The following is a 15,500-nucleotide window of genomic DNA, read 5'->3' on the forward strand; positions in this document are numbered from 1 at the left end:
CGTTACATGCCTTCGTTTGAGCTATCTTCTAAAGAGAATATATTACTTCCAAGAGTTATAAAGATTAGCGTTCTATACTTCTTAAGTAATTCCTCAACGTCTGGAGTGTATAGCGTACTTATTTCCCTTCCCAAAACATATGAGAGAGCCTTTACATCCCACTCAGATCCAGAGACACTGTACTCTCCTGGATCAGGAAGCTTTGCTAATATAATTGGAATTTTTACAAGAGACCAAAGGTATAGAGGAACATTTCTTGAAAATTCCTCTACCTGTTTTTTCTCCATAGTATGAACCAACCCATTGTTTAAAGATATTGCTAACTTACCTTCTACTGCATCTTTAATAGAAACCCTTTCTGAGGGAAGACCAGATAAAATATCCCTTAAACCTAGATTTATTATTTTATCTAACATTATCCGTACCTTGCGAGGACCATTGCATGGTCCTTATCATAAGGATCCAAGTTTAGCACTTGAACTACCTCAAAACCCTCCTTCTCAAGCTTTGCAGTTTCTGTTTTAAATATTTCCGTAGGTTCCTTGGTTACATCAATACTTCTAGCCTTAATGGCTAGTAAAATAAACCCTTTATCCCTCAAGAAATACCTTGCATTGTATATCGCTATATCAGTTTGATCAGGCTGAGCTATATCTACATACAACACGTTAACGTCCTCTATAAGCCTTCCATAATTTTGAGGGAATCTGGCATCTGCAAGAATTGGGAAAAGATTAGATCGTCTCTGAGCAACTAAGATTAGCTCCCTTACTACTCTAGGAGAGAACTCAACACCATATACTTTTCCTTCTTTTTCCACAATATCCGATATATGGCTAGGAGTGGTACCTGATGCCGCCCCCAAATAGAGAACTTTTATAGCCTTTCTTACTGGATTTTCCTTTAACCCTTTCATTATTGCCCCAGCTAATTTACTTCTGAAAGCGTTCCATTCTCTGTATTCTTCTCCTTTATAATTAATTAATCTTTCTCCATATACAGAATAACCTGGTGCAAAGTTCTTAGTGCATAACCTTGTTGTTCCATCAGCGTAAACACAGTCAAATACGTTTTCCATCTTTGTTTCTTTTACCTTTTCAATAAGCTCTGACATAACTATCACCATATAGATTTATACGCGTATATTTTTATCTTCCCCTTCTCCCTTTCTTATCTCTCCTTCTCCTGCCTCTGTCCCTTCTCCCTTCTCTTCTCTCCTTCTTTGGCTCAGCCTCAGCTTTTCTTGGTGGAGGTTGAGCATACTTTGTCTTTATTTCTTCGACTCTTTTCTTTAACTGATCCGTTAACTGATCTCCTATATATCTTCCGCTATAATTATCAACCCTAGCTGCAATAGCTAATTTAGCCGCAAGAGCTCTTGCAATCTTTCCTCTCTGCCATCTTGGTGAACTATGTATATCGGGGAATTGAAATATGATTCCATGCTTTGGAGGTCTACTTCCACCTCTTAGCGCTCTAAATAAGGCCTTTTCAGCACCTAAAACTTGTATTGTACTAGCAGGCATCTTAGAGAGAGTCTCAAGGCTCCCAGCAAGACTTAGTAGTCTTGCGCCTAAATTCGCTCCTACGAGAGCTGTAACGTTAGGAGCTACTTCCCTCATGACCGATTCAACATAATCCGAAAGACTATTCCTGATTCCATAAAGTGAAAGTATTGTATCTGAAAGACTTTTTATCGAATTTATATCGTCCTCTGATATGTCTGCGCCTATACTCTTAGATGCTGCATCAGCAAGTCTCTTTGATCTAGCCTCATTTAATCCTAGAGAAATTAACTTATCAGCAGTTATGTTGTCTCTATACCCAAAGGTAGATACTATTTTAGCGTAAATATCATGCTCCTCGACTAACTTATCTAGTTCTGGGAAATGTAAGCTATACCACTCCCTTAATCTCTCTGAGAAGAGATTTATGGACTTATCTATGTCATCTATTGCCCTAATAGCTTGTATTGCTAACAAATCTCTCTTTTGTGCAGCAGATCTTAGTTTTCTCCTAGTATATTCAAATGAAAGATTATAGAGAAAGGAATATATATCGTCCTCAGTTGCAGCAAATTTTGTCTCTATACCATATTTAACAAGATTTTGCCTGAACTCTTTAGCCCCTAGATGATGAGACTTTAAATTCACTTTAAAACCTTGAGCCTGAAGTTTCGGAACCTCAGTCTCATTTTCAATATATACTTCACTTGGCTTTAACTTAGATAACAACTCCAAAGTTGATGGAAACGGATCTCCCTTCTCATTGGCTAATAGCAATTCAACTACATTCCCAACATCTCTTGAATTAAGGATGAAATCTATTAGCTTTCCATTCTCGTCAAAGGCAAACGAACCTAAGGCATGCTCTACCAAATATACTTTCATCATCAAACACAGACTTTGTTAAAGCTCAAAGCTTAAATTCTTATTTAGTAAGTATAGTTTGATATTGTATGCCTTCTCATGGTTCGTTAACTAAAGCTGGAAAGGTAAGAAATCAAACTCCTAAAATACAACCTAAAGAGAAAAGTAAGGAGTCTCCAAAAAGCAGGAATAGAAAAGAATTTGAAAAAAGAGTTTTAAAGAGCGGTAATAAAAAACAATCATAAAAACTTTTTAAAACGCTAACATTCGTTTTCTGCATGCTAGAAGGTTATAAAGGTAAAGCCTTAGAGATTTTATCCTCTATAGGTGCAGACATAGGAGATAGGATAGTTATTATTAAACCCTCCATATCAATTGAAGGAATTTTAATGCCTTCATATTCTTTGTCTAATGACATTATAGTTATCAAAATGGATAATGGATATAACATTGGAATATCAGTAAAGGATAGCAAAGTTGCCCTTAAAGAGAAGAAAAAAGTTAAAACAGAAAAATTAAATGAAGGAGAGATAGGAAAGTCGGAAATCAAAATAATAAGTACCGGAGGGACAATAGTTAGCAGTATCGAGTATGATACGGGTGCTGTTAGGCCTGCTCTAACTACAGAGGAGATAATAAGGTTTATGCCAGAGATAAAGGAGATAGGGAAAATTGACGCTGAAGTACTCTTTAGTATATTAAGCGAAAATATGACACCAGAACACTGGATAGCTATAGCTAACGCCATAGGTAAAGCATTTAAGGATGAAAATATTGGAGTAGTTGTAGCTCATGGAACAGATACAATGAGCTATACTGCCGCAGCTTTAGCGTTTTCTCTTAAGCTACCAGGTCCCGTTGTCCTTGTAGGTTCACAGAGAAGTAGTGATAGACCAAGTAGCGACGCAGCAATTAACCTTTATTCCTCTGTTCTTCTAGCTAAAGTGGGGAAATTTGGAGAAGTTGTAGTTAATATGCATGGAGAAAGTTCTGATTCTTATACCCTAGTCCACAGAGGAGTGAAAGTTAGGAAAATGCATACTAGTAGAAGAGATGCGTTTCAATCGATAAACGATAGACCGTTAGCAAAGGTAATATGGAAGGATAAAAAAGTGGAAATGCTTAGGTCAGATTATATTCCTAAGAAAGAACTAAATGTAGACGCAAAATTTGACAATAGAGTTTTCCTGCTTAAGTACTATCCAGGCTTAGACGACAGTTTTCTTGACTTTCTAGTAAATTCAAAAAAGGTTAGAGGAATTATAGTCGAAGGAACTGGACTAGGACACACGTCGACACAATTAGTCGACATATTTAGAAAAGCCACTAGGGATGGAATATTTGTAGGAATGGCTTCGCAATGCATAATGGGCAGAGTAAACATGAACGTTTATACTACAGGAAGATTGCTTCAAGAAGCAGGTATAGTACCATTAGAGGATATGTTACCCGAAGTTGCATTAGTCAAGCTTATGTGGGTTTTAGCACACGAGCAAGATATTGAAAGGATAAAAACCAAGATGTTGGAAAACATGGTAGGAGAAATAAATCCAAGACATGAAATAGATTTCTTCCCAAGGTGGTATCATGGAGATTGACTACTCTAAAGTAGGACTAAAAGTTGGATTGGAAATTCATCAACAATTAAACACAAAAAATAAACTATTCTGTAACTGCCCAACCATACTTGATGAGAAGTTTAAGTATACGTTAACAAGATTCCTTAGACCAGTAATGAGTGAAACAGGAGAGATAGATACTGCGGCTTTGTTTGAATGGAGCAAAAACAAGGAATACATCTACCAAATTCCCATAAAGTCGTCTTGCTTAGTAGAGTGTGATGAAGAACCTCCTCATTCAATTAATGAAGAGGCTATACTCATAGGATTGGCTATGACCTTAGCCTTTCATGGAAATCCCATAGACGAGATCTATACAATGAGAAAAGTGGTAATTGATGGTTCAAATACTTCTGGGTTCCAAAGGACTACAATAGTTGGATTAGGAGGATATCTAGACGATGATGAGGGAAAGGTAACTATACAGACAATAGCTATTGAAGAAGATGCATCAAGAAAGGTTGAAGATAAACGCGAAGCAGTTATATACAACTTAGATAGGCTCGGTATTCCTCTAATAGAAATATCTACTGGTCCAGATATTCATTCGCCAGATCAAGCTAAGAGAGTAGCGTTCAAGATAGGTCAGACTCTAAGATTAACTGGAAAAGTAAAGAGGGGTTTGGGTACTATTAGACAAGATCTCAATGTCTCAATTTCTGGAGGAGTAAAAACTGAGATTAAGGGGGTTCAAGAACTAGACATGATACCGGAAATAGTTAAGAACGAGGCATTACGTCAGCTAGGTCTACTTTCCATAAGAGATGAGATAAGAAAAAGGACTACTAAAGACGAAGTGGAAAAAGGGATGATAATAAAGGATTTAACAAAAATCTTTGAAGAAACTGAAAGCAAGCTAATAGGAAACGAGATAAAAAGAGGAGGAAAGGTCTACGGTATGAGGGTCCCTAAATTTAAGGGAATATTCGGTATTGAGTTAGAGCCTAATAGAAGGTTTGGGACTGAGGTCTCAGATTACGTAAAGGTTCTATCCGGTCTTGGAGGAATATTTCACTCTGATGAACTCCCAAATTATGGAATTACTGAGAAAGATGTTAAAAAAGTCAAGGAGGAACTTAATGTTCAAGAAACGGATGGCTTCATTATGATAGTAGGGCCTAAAGTAAAGTTAGATCAGGCAATAGGCGTTATTAGGGAAAGGATAATCATGTCTTTTGACGGCGTTCCAAAAGAGACTAGAGGATCCAATCCAGATGGAACTACAAGATTCTTAAGACCTCAACCAGGTTCGGCTAGAATGTATCCAGAGACAGACATTCCACCTCTTAGACTTACTGAAAGTCTATTAGACAAAGCTGAAAAGATTGTCCCACCAACTCCAGAAGAAAAAATGAAACAATTATTAACCCTTGGACTCAGTGACGAACTAGCGAAACAACTTATTAATAGTCCTAACATTGATCTCTTCGAACATCTAGCTGAAACTTTTTCCCCAAAGGTAAGCCCGTCTCTAATAGCATCAACTCTTGAGAACACGATAAAATACGTAAAATCTCAAGGAGGAGATATAAGCTTAATAAACGATCATGTACTAGAGGAAATTTTTAATGCGATATCTGAAGACAAAATAGCTAAAGATTCAGTTACAGAAGTACTTTTGGCATTTAGTAAAGAGAAGGGCGCTAAACTAGAGGAAATAATTAAGAGATACTCATCTATTTCTGAACAAGATCTGGAAAACATAATAGATGAAGTAATAAATAGTTCAATAGATGAAATAAAATTGAAAAAGGAAAAAGCGTTTAATCTGATAATGGGGCGGGTAATGAACAAAGTAAGAGGAAGAGCAGAAGGTAAAAGAGTAGCAGAGCTAATTAAGGAGAAACTACAAAAACTAGATTGATGAAGAATTACCCCCGGACCTGAAAGATGAAGAGAAGGCATTTGTCGGAAATCTATAATGAATTTACCTTTCCTTTAAGGAATATGGAAAGTGTTAAGTTAAGTGATGAGGATCTAAACGTAGAACAGCTCCCTCAATTTCTTAGGAGGATGAAAGTTAACCAGATCTCATGGAAATATAACGCAAAGATCGTAGGAGTTGATGGATCTTACGTTGAGACTACGGGAGATGGGGAAAAGGTAATAGTTAGAACACCAATAACAATAATGTCGATACCATGGAGTTTTCCCAAAATAAAGGCTGAAGCAATTAAGAATTTGGCTATAGATTTACTTCCATGCACAGAAGGTGAAGGTGTAATAAACCCGTCTCCATGGGAGAGAAGAATGGACTACCTTATAGGCCCTGGAGAATTCACCTCTCAACCAAAAAGAGGGCTTAAAAGAGATATTTTAACGTCGGATAAAGTGTTGAGTACTGGATTTTTCAATCCAATTTTTATTTTTTAAACCCAGTATTTATCCAAAAATCTAGTAGTTTTATCGACTTTTACTCTTCTTTTTTATCCTTACAACTTGAGGAATCAATCTCCCTCATTTCTGAAAAACCGTTCGAAGTAGAATTCCAAGCTGGTAAAGTGAAGGTAAGCGATAATGTAATTATCTTAAGGACTAAGATATGGGAGTCAGCTAAGCCCTTTAGATTGAGCTGGGAACTAAGAAATCCGTTAATTACAACAGATTGTAAGCCTAAGTATAACGTAAGTTTATACAAGTTTGAACCAGCGTCCATAGTTCCTCTTTGGATTGAATATAACCAAGGAAACCTCCTTTTAGACATAGCAAACCTATCAGATCTTCCAGTCGTTTTTACTTTGACTATAGCTGGGAGGATTGTAAAGGCCTATGCAGATGATGAGGAAATTAAACCTGAGTTTGATAGGATTAAAGTTCCAATAAAGAGATGGGGAATAAAGGAGATAAGGATAGAAGTAAAGAAACTAATCGAACAATTTCTAAAAAGGAAAGTCAATGGGTAACTGAAGTTTCGTATATGCATAAAGGTATATCCATTCCGTTTCTTTTCAAAACCTTCTTTCCTTCTGAGCAAAGGATACAATAATAGCTAGAAAGATTATTCTCATCCGAACCTATCTTTTTGACAAGCTCGTCTATCATTTCCATCATTTCGTCATCGTTCTCTATTATATCCTTAACCAAGTTACCTCTTTTACCGTTCATATAATTAGCAACAGCAGCAGGAGTTACACCCATTAGTATTGCAGCCCTATATATAGGCATGCCTCTATCCTTTACCAGTTTTGTTGCTATTATAGATCTAATAGCCGGCAAGATCTCCTTGACGGATATTTCACAGGGTGGAGTAATTGACACTTCGATCAATTAAAATTTAGCTAATCGAATATAAAAATATATTCGTATTAGAGCTCACAGGTCTTGCAACCACCAGCATAGTTCTCGTCTACTTCAACAAACTTTTCTATCCTGAGTCCTTTCTGTTGTTGTTCTTTTTTCTCTTTCTCTTCTCTTTCCTTCTTTATACCGAAGTAAATGACTTGTTGAGACTTTGACTTATCTCTGTAAATTGTGATTCCCTTTATCCCTAATTTCCATGCCATCATGTAAACTCTCTCAACAGTCTCAGTTGACTCTTCAGACCTTAAGTTGATTGTCTTTGACGTCCCAGAGTCATTCCATTGCTGCCATGAAGCTTGGTGCAAAACATGATATTCAGGCGGAACTTCATGAGCGGTTCTAAATATCTCCCTAATCGTTCTAGGCATAAATACATTTTCTCCAACTGTACCAGTTTCAGCGATTTTCTTAACAACCTCAGGGTCGTCTAATTCATACTTTCTCAAATACTCTAGGAAGAGAGAATCTACTTCAATGAATCTGCCTACTGCAACGTTTCTAACAAAAGCTAATGCAAAGAGTGGTTCTATAGATGATGAAGTACCGGCAATTATTGATATTGTACCTGTAGGAGCTACGGAAACTACAGTTGAATTTCTTATTCCGTACTTCATTCTGTTAATCTTTAGTTGAGAAAAATCAACGTCTACCACTAACCTCTTTACCTTATCTGATAACGTTCCCTTTATTCCCGCTATCTCCAAAAGTTGTTCAAAAGGCCTAGCATTATCAAATATGTCTCTGTAATACCTTCCATCATATGCTGGGAATGACCCTTTCTCTCTAGCTAGATCCACTGAAGCCTTATACGCATGATAATATATGAACTTCGCTAGATGGTAAGACATGTAGAGAGCATCAACGCTATCATATGGGATTTTCAGTTTAGCTAACATCCTAGCTAGTCCCATAACGCCTAGTCCTACTTTCCTTGTCCTCTTAGTTCCCTCTTCTATCTGCTTCAAAGGATACCTGTTAGCATCAATTACGTTATCCAAGAAACGGACTGCTAGTTCTACTGTTTGTGCTAAACCTTCCCAGTCTACCATAGGTTTACCGTTATTCTCAATAACAAACTTTTCTAGATTAATAGAACCTAAGTTGCATGATTCCCATGGTAATAAGGGCTCTTCACCGCATGGGTTTGTTGCTTGTATCTTCCCTAAATAATAGACCGGATGTCTTCTATTTATTTCATCAATGAAAAGCAAACCCGGGTCTCCGCTATCCCAAGCCCCTCTAATTATTTCGTCGAATAAGGATCTGGCGTTAATCCATCTAGTTATTGCCCCTTCTTTTTCAGCTATTGCCAAAGCCTCATCAATAGTTATTACTTTGCTATCGTCTAACCAAATTGACCCTCCTTTCTCCTCAAGTTCGTTTAATATCATATCCTGAACCCACTCTTCCTTCATGTAGTTTCTAGCCCTTACGATATAGTAATCATGGTCTGTGTTAGGAATTTTCGTTTTTCTAGGAGTTATTAATGGTATACTTTCCCCTTTCTCTATAGCCTCCATAAAATAATCGTAAACACCTACTGATATGTTAAAATTCTGTAGCTGAACGTCTTTTAATTCACCAGTCTTAGCGTGAATAAAGTCCTCAATATCAGAATGCCATACGTGCATAACACCCATGTTTGCACCTCTTCTTTTCCCTCCTTGTTTCACTACATCTGTAGATACATCAAAGATTTTCATAAAAGATACGGGGCCAGACGCTACGCCAGCAGTTGACGCAACAACGTCTCCTTTAGGTCTTAACTCTGAAAAGTCAAATCCTGTACCTCCACCTTGTTGATGAACTAAAGCCATTGCTCTTAATGTGTCATATATACCATCACCTTCTTGTGTAGTCATGGAGTCCTTTACTGGTAGAACAAAACATGCAGAAAGAATACCTAGCCTTGTTGCACTATTCATCAATGTTGGTGTATTAGGTAAAAACTTAAGTGACGACATATTCTCGTAAAATTCATTTTCTATTTTTCTTACTTCCTCTTCTGATTTCCCATATTGCTTTTCAACGTTGGCTAAATACTTAGCAACTCTCCTGAACATCATTTGAGGAGTTTCAATATATCTTAACGTATTCGGGTCTTTCAAGAGATACCTAGCCTCTAACACTTTCAAAGCGTTATAACTCAACAACAAATCTTTCTCGTCTATTTCCTTCCATTTTCCCTTACCAAAAACGTGATTGTATATCCTTGAAAGGACATACTTTTTTGCAACCTCTAGTAAGTTAGGATAAGAGAGATAAGAGTCGATTAAATTTCTCTCAACAATATCTGCAACAGTCCTAGTATCAATAGTGTTATCCTTTGCTGTACTTAATATATCTGAAGCTACACCATCAATAACTTCAGATGGAAGAGAGGGGAGTTTCTGAAGTATTTTCTCTAGCTTAAACTCCTCCTTTCTACCATCACGCTTTAAGACCTTAACCTTACTAATAGCTGTAAGGCTAATACTAGTCTGCATTATATGATCATATATCTTTATCGTAGAACTTTTTTAATTTAAGACAATTATGGCCAAGGTAATACCTCTTCATATGCTCATAGCCATATGCTCATAGCCAAGGTAACGCACCTTCATATGCTTAAATCTAAATACTGTCGCAATAAGGTTCCATTCGACAACGACTCAAGCCTAGCCTTTTAAGGGGGGGGGGGTAAGTTTTTTGTACTCTACTGAATACATAAAGACTTTTTTTGCTAAGACTAATTAATCAATATCTAAACTATGAATATCTCATTTAGGGCTGTAAAATTATATATCAATTAAGTAAAATGACTTTATAATAGTTTTTAAACTTTTCCTACACTGATCTAAAATTATTTCATGAACTGAAGAGATATATGGTATATTAATTATTAAGTTCAAACTATCTTATTTGGCTAAATATGAGAAACATGCTATAAATCGAAAAACAGAATTGAGAGTTAGAGAATTCCACTGCGGACCCGCCGGGATTCGAACCCGGGACCACTGGCTCCGAAGGCCAGCGCTCTATCCTGGCTGAGCTACGGGTCCACGATCTATGTCACATTTTAGTTAATGAAACTATACCAAGAACGTCTAAGCCATTTCTAATTACTGTTTCCACTCCCTTAACGAGGAATATTCTTGTAGTTCTATTTCCATCATCTTTCTCTTGTAATACTCTTTCTCTATCATACCATGAATTGAAGAGATCGGCTAATTTTCTTAGATATACTATAATGGCCTCAGGTTGTAAATTATCGGCAGAACTTGAAAAGACCTCTGGAAACTTTGCTATACTGATGAGAATTTTTCTCTTATCTTCAACTATATCAGAAAGATTTGCGTTCTCTAACTTGGGCTTTCCTTCTAACTTAGCCAAAATGTTATATGCCCTTGCATAGGTGTATTGTAAATATGGCCCGCTATTTTCCTCAAAGTTCGTGACTCTGCTAATATTGAATGAAACAGGTTTATTAGCTGAAACTGATAGCAGGGCATACCTTATAGCTGCATTTACTATCTCGTCTATGTTTTCAAGGACTCCGCCTTTTTCTTTTACCTTAGTCTTGACTACACTGCTCACTTTCTCGTAAATTTCGTCTAACGAAACGTATTGCCCACGTCTACCACTCATCTTCATTCCTTGCAAGCTTACCATGCCATATGAATAATGCACTAAGTTTTTGGCTATCTCTGGAAAACCTAAGATATACAGAGTTGCCCTTAATTGCATCTGTGGGACAAGTTGCTGTTCGGCTATGACGTTTATTACTTTGTCCGCCTTAAATGAAGAAAATTTGTAAAGAGTGTAAGCTATATCTCTCACAGTATAAAGCGAAGTTCCATCAGATCTAGTAAGGACTAGAGGGGGAATTTCTAGGTCCTTGGGTATTCCAACCTGTTCTCTTGCTTCATCGTCTAAGAAATCGTCTAAGTCAAGTGCCCATGTACCTTTATAGTTAATCTTAGCTCTAGACTCAAAAGCAGAGTATAAGATATCCTTTACTTTTCCGCTCCAGAGAAGATCGCTTTCATAATCAAAGTTATCAAATGAGACATGAAGTTTAGATAAACTTTCCATAAATCCCTCCAAAGCGTAATTAACATACTTCCTTACAATAGCCTTTACTTTCTCGTCTCCCCCCTCATAGGATTTTATTAATTTAGATATTTCTGCCTCCGGATCTTCATCTTTCCTTATCTCTTCTGCTAGAAGATCAAAGATCTTCTCGTCCTTTTCTCTTAGCTCTTCAGCAATAGCAACCAACTCGTCTCTTTTTTCTATTTTTTCCTTATATCCCTCTTCTGTAGATTCCAGTTCTTTGCTTAAATTCCTTATTTCTAGAATTATATTAGTCATAGCATATATTGTACCTAACCACAGATCTTTCTTAATATTAGGAGGAGGTTCTGGATACCCTAATTTATGCAAACCATAAATCAAAAGTGCTACTTGCCTTCCCCCGTCATTGACGTAAAACCTTACGTTAACTTGATGTCCCCTAGATTTAAGTAACCTTGATAAGGAATCTCCTATTACTACGTTCCTTAAATGACCTATATGAAGAGGATGTATTGGATTCGCGCTCGTGTGCTCAACCACTATTCTTCTAGGTTGATCAACCTTAACTAATCCAAAGTCGTCAGTAAAATTAGAAAATAGTTGTGTAAAAAGTTCTCCCTCATTTAGCTCAGCATTTATAAAGATACCATCTCTTTTCATTGACCTTATCAATTTTCCGCTATAATTAACTTCCAAGTTAAAGTTTCTAGTAACAGAAGGTAAAGGTAAGGATAGATCCCCCACTTCCCTGGGTGGATATTCAATATTACCTAAAATAATATTCTCCCTCACATTCAGTAAGCTAGAAAGTTGTCTAGCCATTTCTTTTTTAGCTTCAGCTAGTACGTCCACTGGTGGTATTAGGGAAAATGGGTTTTAATTCTTTTTTAGCTTAACTCATTATACATGAAAGTTGCAGATATACTCGTAGTAGAGTCAGAAAAGAAGAAAATCAATGTCAATACAATAGAGGATGAATTGAATAAGATAACAAACGTTGATAAGATCGTAATAAATAGAGTTCACATACCAGAGGGGAACGATGAAGATGATAGCATAATAGGTATTCATATAGTAGTGAGAGATGTTGTCGAAGCGTGACATATGTCCTTACTACAGAAGTGGATTTTGTGTTTCATCTATGCTAGATTCTCCCTCAGATGTAGTAGTAAGCGCTAATAGATGCTTTAAAAATTTTAAAAGTTGTAGATATTTTGTAAGTAAGCATGATGAAGAGGAGGAAAAAGTCGGACTAGAAAGCTATGAAGAGGAAAAAGTTGAACAGGAAATAAAATTCTACGAAAAAGTAAACGTATTAGAAGATAGAATAGATAGCGAATGTGAATTTTTCCAGCTTATAAAAACGTCGAGTGGGTTTGTAGCAAAATGCACCTTATTAGGGAGGATATTAACTGAATCTCATGCGAAAAATTGTGGAAAATATTGGCAAAACTGCCCTATAAGGGTAAAATAGACTTATTCTGTACCAAGTTTAGCGTAACGACCATCTTCTAGAAGAGTTACACGCCCTTTTTCTGATAAATCAGCTAAAGCTCTCCTTATTTTATCCTCGCTTGCAATACCTGATAGTTTACTATGAAGTTCCTTTAAGTTCATAGCTTTTTCCGACAATAAATCCAAAAGTATCTGTTTAAGTTCTTCCTCATTTGGAGCAGTCATAACGACTATATCCTTATCTGAATAAACAACTTTTAGTTTGTTTTCTACATCATTCGTATCGCCAACGTCCTTTTTCTTCCTCTTTCTGCTACTCATAACACTTACCCTTTATTAACATAACCCTTTTACTTTTTAAATATTATCAACAACGTAATGAGTTAAGCCTTTTATAGAATCAAAGAATATTACCCTTTTAGGGAAAGAATTTTGTCCCAACCAGACTTTCTAAGGCACGTAGCAAGTCGCGTAATAAGTCCAAACTCTCTAGATCTAAAAAGGCTAGATGATGTGAGGAGGCTTCTTGCTGCTGCAGAGGCAAAGTATAAGTTTTCCTCCTATGGTGGAGATCCAAAGAAACTAGTTAATTATCTACTTAGCCCAGATTTCACAGAATTAACCTTCATTCTTGGAACAGATCTTACCAAAAAGCTCCTAGAGGAAATCATAAAGGATTACGATTACCAAGAAATAAAGGACGCCGCAAAAAAAATTCTTGAGGAAATAGATGGATATACAGAAATGGAAGATAAAGACGCTGTAATTACATATAAAAGAGGATTATAAAAAAGATTTTTACATTCCAGGCATTCCGCCCATTCCACCGGGCATTCCACCGGCTCCCTCTTCAGAACCGGCTGATCCTCCGGCTCCTTTCTCTCCGCCTTTAAGTTGTGATGCAGCTATTAAATCATCAATCTTTAATACCGCAGTAGCAGCCTCTGTTGCGCTCTTGAATACTTGTCTCTTCACTCTTACAGGCTCGACTACGTTAAGCGCTAGCATATCATCAACTATCTTTCCACCTATAGCGTCAACTCCACAGTTTGTTAGACCTTTAGCATGCCTTGCCCTTAACTCCATTAAGCTAGCTATTGGTTCTAATCCAGCGGTCTCTGCTAAAATCATTGGGATCTCTTCTAGAGCATCGGCATACGCTTCAATTGCGAGTTGCTCCTTTCCTCCTACACTTCTGGCATATTCCCTTAATCTCATAGCTAGTTCAAGTTCTATTGCTCCACCACCAGGAACGATCATTGGTTCCATCAATATGTTCCTCAGTGAGTGTAAGGCATCGTTTATGCTTCTTTCTGCCTCATCTAAAGCCATGTCGTTAGATCCTCTTAATAGTATGTTAACTGCTTTAGGATTCTTTGCACCTTCTATGAATACCATTTTGTCGTTGCCAATTCTTCTCTCCTCAACAAGTTCTGCATAACCTAAATCTTCTGGTGAAGCGTCCTTTACGCTACTTATTATCCTGGCGCCAAGAGCCTTCTCTAGTTTCTCTATATCGCTTCTCTTAACTCTTCTAACAGCAAGGATTCCTCTCTTGGCTAAGAAGTGCTGTGCAACATCGTCTATACCTTTCTGGCATATAACAACATTAGCTCCAATAGAGGCAAGTTTATCTACCATTTCCTTTAAGTACATTGCCTCTTCATCAAGGAAGCTCTTTATTTGATCAGGGCTTGTTATACTTATCTTAGCTGAAATTTCAGGCTTCTCAACTTCTAGTGCTGCATCTAAGATAGCTACTTTGGCCTTCTCTACCCTCTTAGGCATTCCTGGATGGACTACTTCTTTGTCAAGTACTATTCCTCTAATTAAAGTACTATCCTCTGTGCTTCCGCCTTTCTTCTTATCTATCTTAATTAGATCTAGGCTAACGTTATAGCCTCCAGATGGGAGAGGTTCAGCTACTGTAGTGACTGCATCTATGACTATATCGATTATCTTGTCGAGCTCTTTTCCTTCTGCCATGAACTTGCTTGACATTGTTGTATATACTACTTTTCTTAGTTCTTGTTTTACGGATGATGAATTTAGATCACTAACGTCAATCCTAGTAGCTATTTGAGGTAGAATATCAATAGATTTACTAAATGCGTTCTTGAATCCGTCAATTATGATTGTCGGATGAATGTTTTGATCTAGTAGTGATTCTGCCTTGTCAAGAAGAAGACCTGCAAGTACAACTGCGCTTGTCGTTCCATCTCCAACCTCAGAGTCCTGTGCCTTAGCAGCTTCGACTAGAAGCTTAGCAGCAGGATGCTGAATGTCCATTTCCTTTACTATTGTAGCTCCATCATTTGTTATTGTTACGTCTCCGAAACTATCGAGAAGCATTTTATCTAATCCTTTAGGTCCTAGGCTTGACTTTAACATCTCAGCTAACGTCTTGGCAGCTAATATGTTATTCTTTATTGCCTCTCTTCCTGTATTTCTAGAAGTACCCTCTTTGAATAAGAGAACTGGTGTACCAGCCATATCATGACACCTTTTCAGCAGTTCTTTAGTATCGCTTATATATAAATTTTTCTCCTCTCGCAAGTTTAGGTTAATCTATTATTCTTTCTGGATAATGACTAACAGAATTGAATTGTGTTAAATGCGGAATTAATGAAGGGAAAGTGTATCTAAGTGGGAAATTATTATGCGAGGGCTGTGCAAGGAGCGAGATAATTAAAAGAGTTAG

At 37.1% G+C, this 15,500-nt stretch carries 16 protein-coding genes and 1 tRNA gene; 8 read left to right on the forward strand and 9 right to left on the reverse strand.

Annotated elements, in window-relative coordinates:
* Positions 1-2: 2 nt before the first annotated feature.
* The 3 genes from CM19_RS04975 to CM19_RS04985 are packed head-to-tail and all read right to left on the reverse strand — an operon-like array spanning position 3 to position 2,393.
* On the reverse strand, positions 3-416 hold the full coding sequence (locus CM19_RS04975; RefSeq protein WP_048099341.1) for a DUF61 family protein: 414 nt from the start codon (positions 414-416) through the stop codon (positions 3-5).
* Positions 416-1,114 (reverse strand): fibrillarin-like rRNA/tRNA 2'-O-methyltransferase, encoded by a 699-nt coding sequence (locus CM19_RS04980; RefSeq protein ID WP_048099342.1) that lies wholly within the window; start codon positions 1,112-1,114, stop codon positions 416-418. Before CM19_RS04980 ends, CM19_RS04975 begins: the two co-directional genes overlap by 1 nt.
* 34 nt (positions 1,115-1,148) lie before the next feature.
* Positions 1,149-2,393, reverse strand: a complete 1,245-nt coding sequence (locus tag CM19_RS04985) for a C/D box methylation guide ribonucleoprotein complex aNOP56 subunit (protein ID WP_171714464.1) — start codon at positions 2,391-2,393, stop codon at positions 1,149-1,151.
* Positions 2,394-2,458: 65 nt separating this feature from the next.
* Between CM19_RS04985 and CM19_RS04990 the strand changes: the two genes are divergently transcribed.
* The 5 genes from CM19_RS04990 (at position 2,459) to CM19_RS05010 (ending at position 6,891) form a co-directional block, all read left to right on the forward strand.
* Entirely contained in the window at positions 2,459-2,614 is a 156-nt protein-coding gene (locus CM19_RS04990) for a 30S ribosomal protein S30e (protein WP_048099344.1), read from the forward strand.
* A gap of 33 nt (positions 2,615-2,647) precedes the next feature.
* Positions 2,648-3,967: a Glu-tRNA(Gln) amidotransferase subunit GatD gene (gene gatD, locus CM19_RS04995; protein WP_048099345.1), complete on the forward strand. Its 1,320-nt coding sequence runs from the start codon at positions 2,648-2,650 to the stop codon at positions 3,965-3,967.
* Positions 3,954-5,852 (forward strand): Glu-tRNA(Gln) amidotransferase subunit GatE, encoded by a 1,899-nt coding sequence (gene gatE / locus CM19_RS05000; protein ID WP_048099346.1) that lies wholly within the window; start codon positions 3,954-3,956, stop codon positions 5,850-5,852. Before gatD ends, gatE begins: the two co-directional genes overlap by 14 nt.
* 41 nt (positions 5,853-5,893) lie before the next feature.
* Positions 5,894-6,361 carry a hypothetical protein gene (locus tag CM19_RS05005; protein WP_150111385.1) on the forward strand — a complete coding sequence of 156 codons (468 nt, stop codon included), beginning with the start codon at positions 5,894-5,896 and terminating at the stop codon, positions 6,359-6,361.
* Positions 6,362-6,489: 128 nt separating this feature from the next.
* On the forward strand, positions 6,490-6,891 hold the full coding sequence (locus CM19_RS05010; RefSeq protein WP_048099348.1) for a hypothetical protein: 402 nt from the start codon (positions 6,490-6,492) through the stop codon (positions 6,889-6,891).
* On the opposite strand, the gene CM19_RS05015 is transcribed toward CM19_RS05010, so the two are convergent.
* From CM19_RS05015 to CM19_RS05030, 4 genes are all read right to left on the reverse strand, one after another.
* A complete protein-coding gene (locus CM19_RS05015) occupies positions 6,881-7,246 on the reverse strand; it encodes a transcriptional regulator (RefSeq protein WP_048099349.1) in 366 nt (121 codons plus the stop codon). The two genes, CM19_RS05010 and CM19_RS05015, sit on opposite strands and share 11 nt — an antisense overlap.
* A gap of 47 nt (positions 7,247-7,293) precedes the next feature.
* Positions 7,294-9,774: an adenosylcobalamin-dependent ribonucleoside-diphosphate reductase gene (locus tag CM19_RS05020; protein WP_048099350.1), complete on the reverse strand. Its 2,481-nt coding sequence runs from the start codon at positions 9,772-9,774 to the stop codon at positions 7,294-7,296.
* Between the two features lie 480 nt (positions 9,775-10,254).
* Positions 10,255-10,329 (reverse strand) — tRNA-Arg (locus CM19_RS05025).
* A gap of 10 nt (positions 10,330-10,339) precedes the next feature.
* Positions 10,340-12,196: an arginine--tRNA ligase gene (locus tag CM19_RS05030; RefSeq protein ID WP_048099351.1), complete on the reverse strand. Its 1,857-nt coding sequence runs from the start codon at positions 12,194-12,196 to the stop codon at positions 10,340-10,342.
* Between the two features lie 54 nt (positions 12,197-12,250).
* Between CM19_RS05030 and CM19_RS05035 the strand changes: the two genes are divergently transcribed.
* Together CM19_RS05035 and CM19_RS05040 are read left to right on the forward strand one after the other, a co-directional pair.
* The gene (locus CM19_RS05035) at positions 12,251-12,445 is read left to right on the forward strand and encodes a hypothetical protein (RefSeq protein ID WP_048099352.1); all 195 of its coding nucleotides are present in this window, start codon (positions 12,251-12,253) and stop codon (positions 12,443-12,445) included.
* Positions 12,432-12,818: a hypothetical protein gene (locus tag CM19_RS05040; RefSeq protein ID WP_048099623.1), complete on the forward strand. Its 387-nt coding sequence runs from the start codon at positions 12,432-12,434 to the stop codon at positions 12,816-12,818. Before CM19_RS05035 ends, CM19_RS05040 begins: the two co-directional genes overlap by 14 nt.
* A gap of 2 nt (positions 12,819-12,820) precedes the next feature.
* Here CM19_RS05040 and CM19_RS05045 read toward each other — a convergent pair whose 3' ends face one another.
* Positions 12,821-13,120 carry a regulatory protein RecX gene (locus CM19_RS05045; protein WP_048099353.1) on the reverse strand — a complete coding sequence of 100 codons (300 nt, stop codon included), beginning with the start codon at positions 13,118-13,120 and terminating at the stop codon, positions 12,821-12,823.
* Between the two features lie 108 nt (positions 13,121-13,228).
* Here CM19_RS05045 and CM19_RS05050 point away from each other — a divergent pair, with 108 nt between their 5' ends.
* Positions 13,229-13,588 carry a hypothetical protein gene (locus CM19_RS05050; RefSeq protein WP_048099354.1) on the forward strand — a complete coding sequence of 120 codons (360 nt, stop codon included), beginning with the start codon at positions 13,229-13,231 and terminating at the stop codon, positions 13,586-13,588.
* Positions 13,589-13,597: 9 nt separating this feature from the next.
* Here the strand turns inward: CM19_RS05050 and thsA are convergent, their stop codons facing one another.
* The gene (thsA, locus tag CM19_RS05055) at positions 13,598-15,292 is read right to left on the reverse strand and encodes a thermosome subunit alpha (RefSeq protein ID WP_048099355.1); all 1,695 of its coding nucleotides are present in this window, start codon (positions 15,290-15,292) and stop codon (positions 13,598-13,600) included.
* Positions 15,293-15,500 lie beyond the last annotated feature (208 nt).

Origin of the sequence: Candidatus Acidianus copahuensis (genome assembly GCF_000632495.1) — an archaeon.
Taxonomy (GTDB): domain Archaea; phylum Thermoproteota; class Thermoprotei_A; order Sulfolobales; family Sulfolobaceae; genus Acidianus; species Acidianus copahuensis.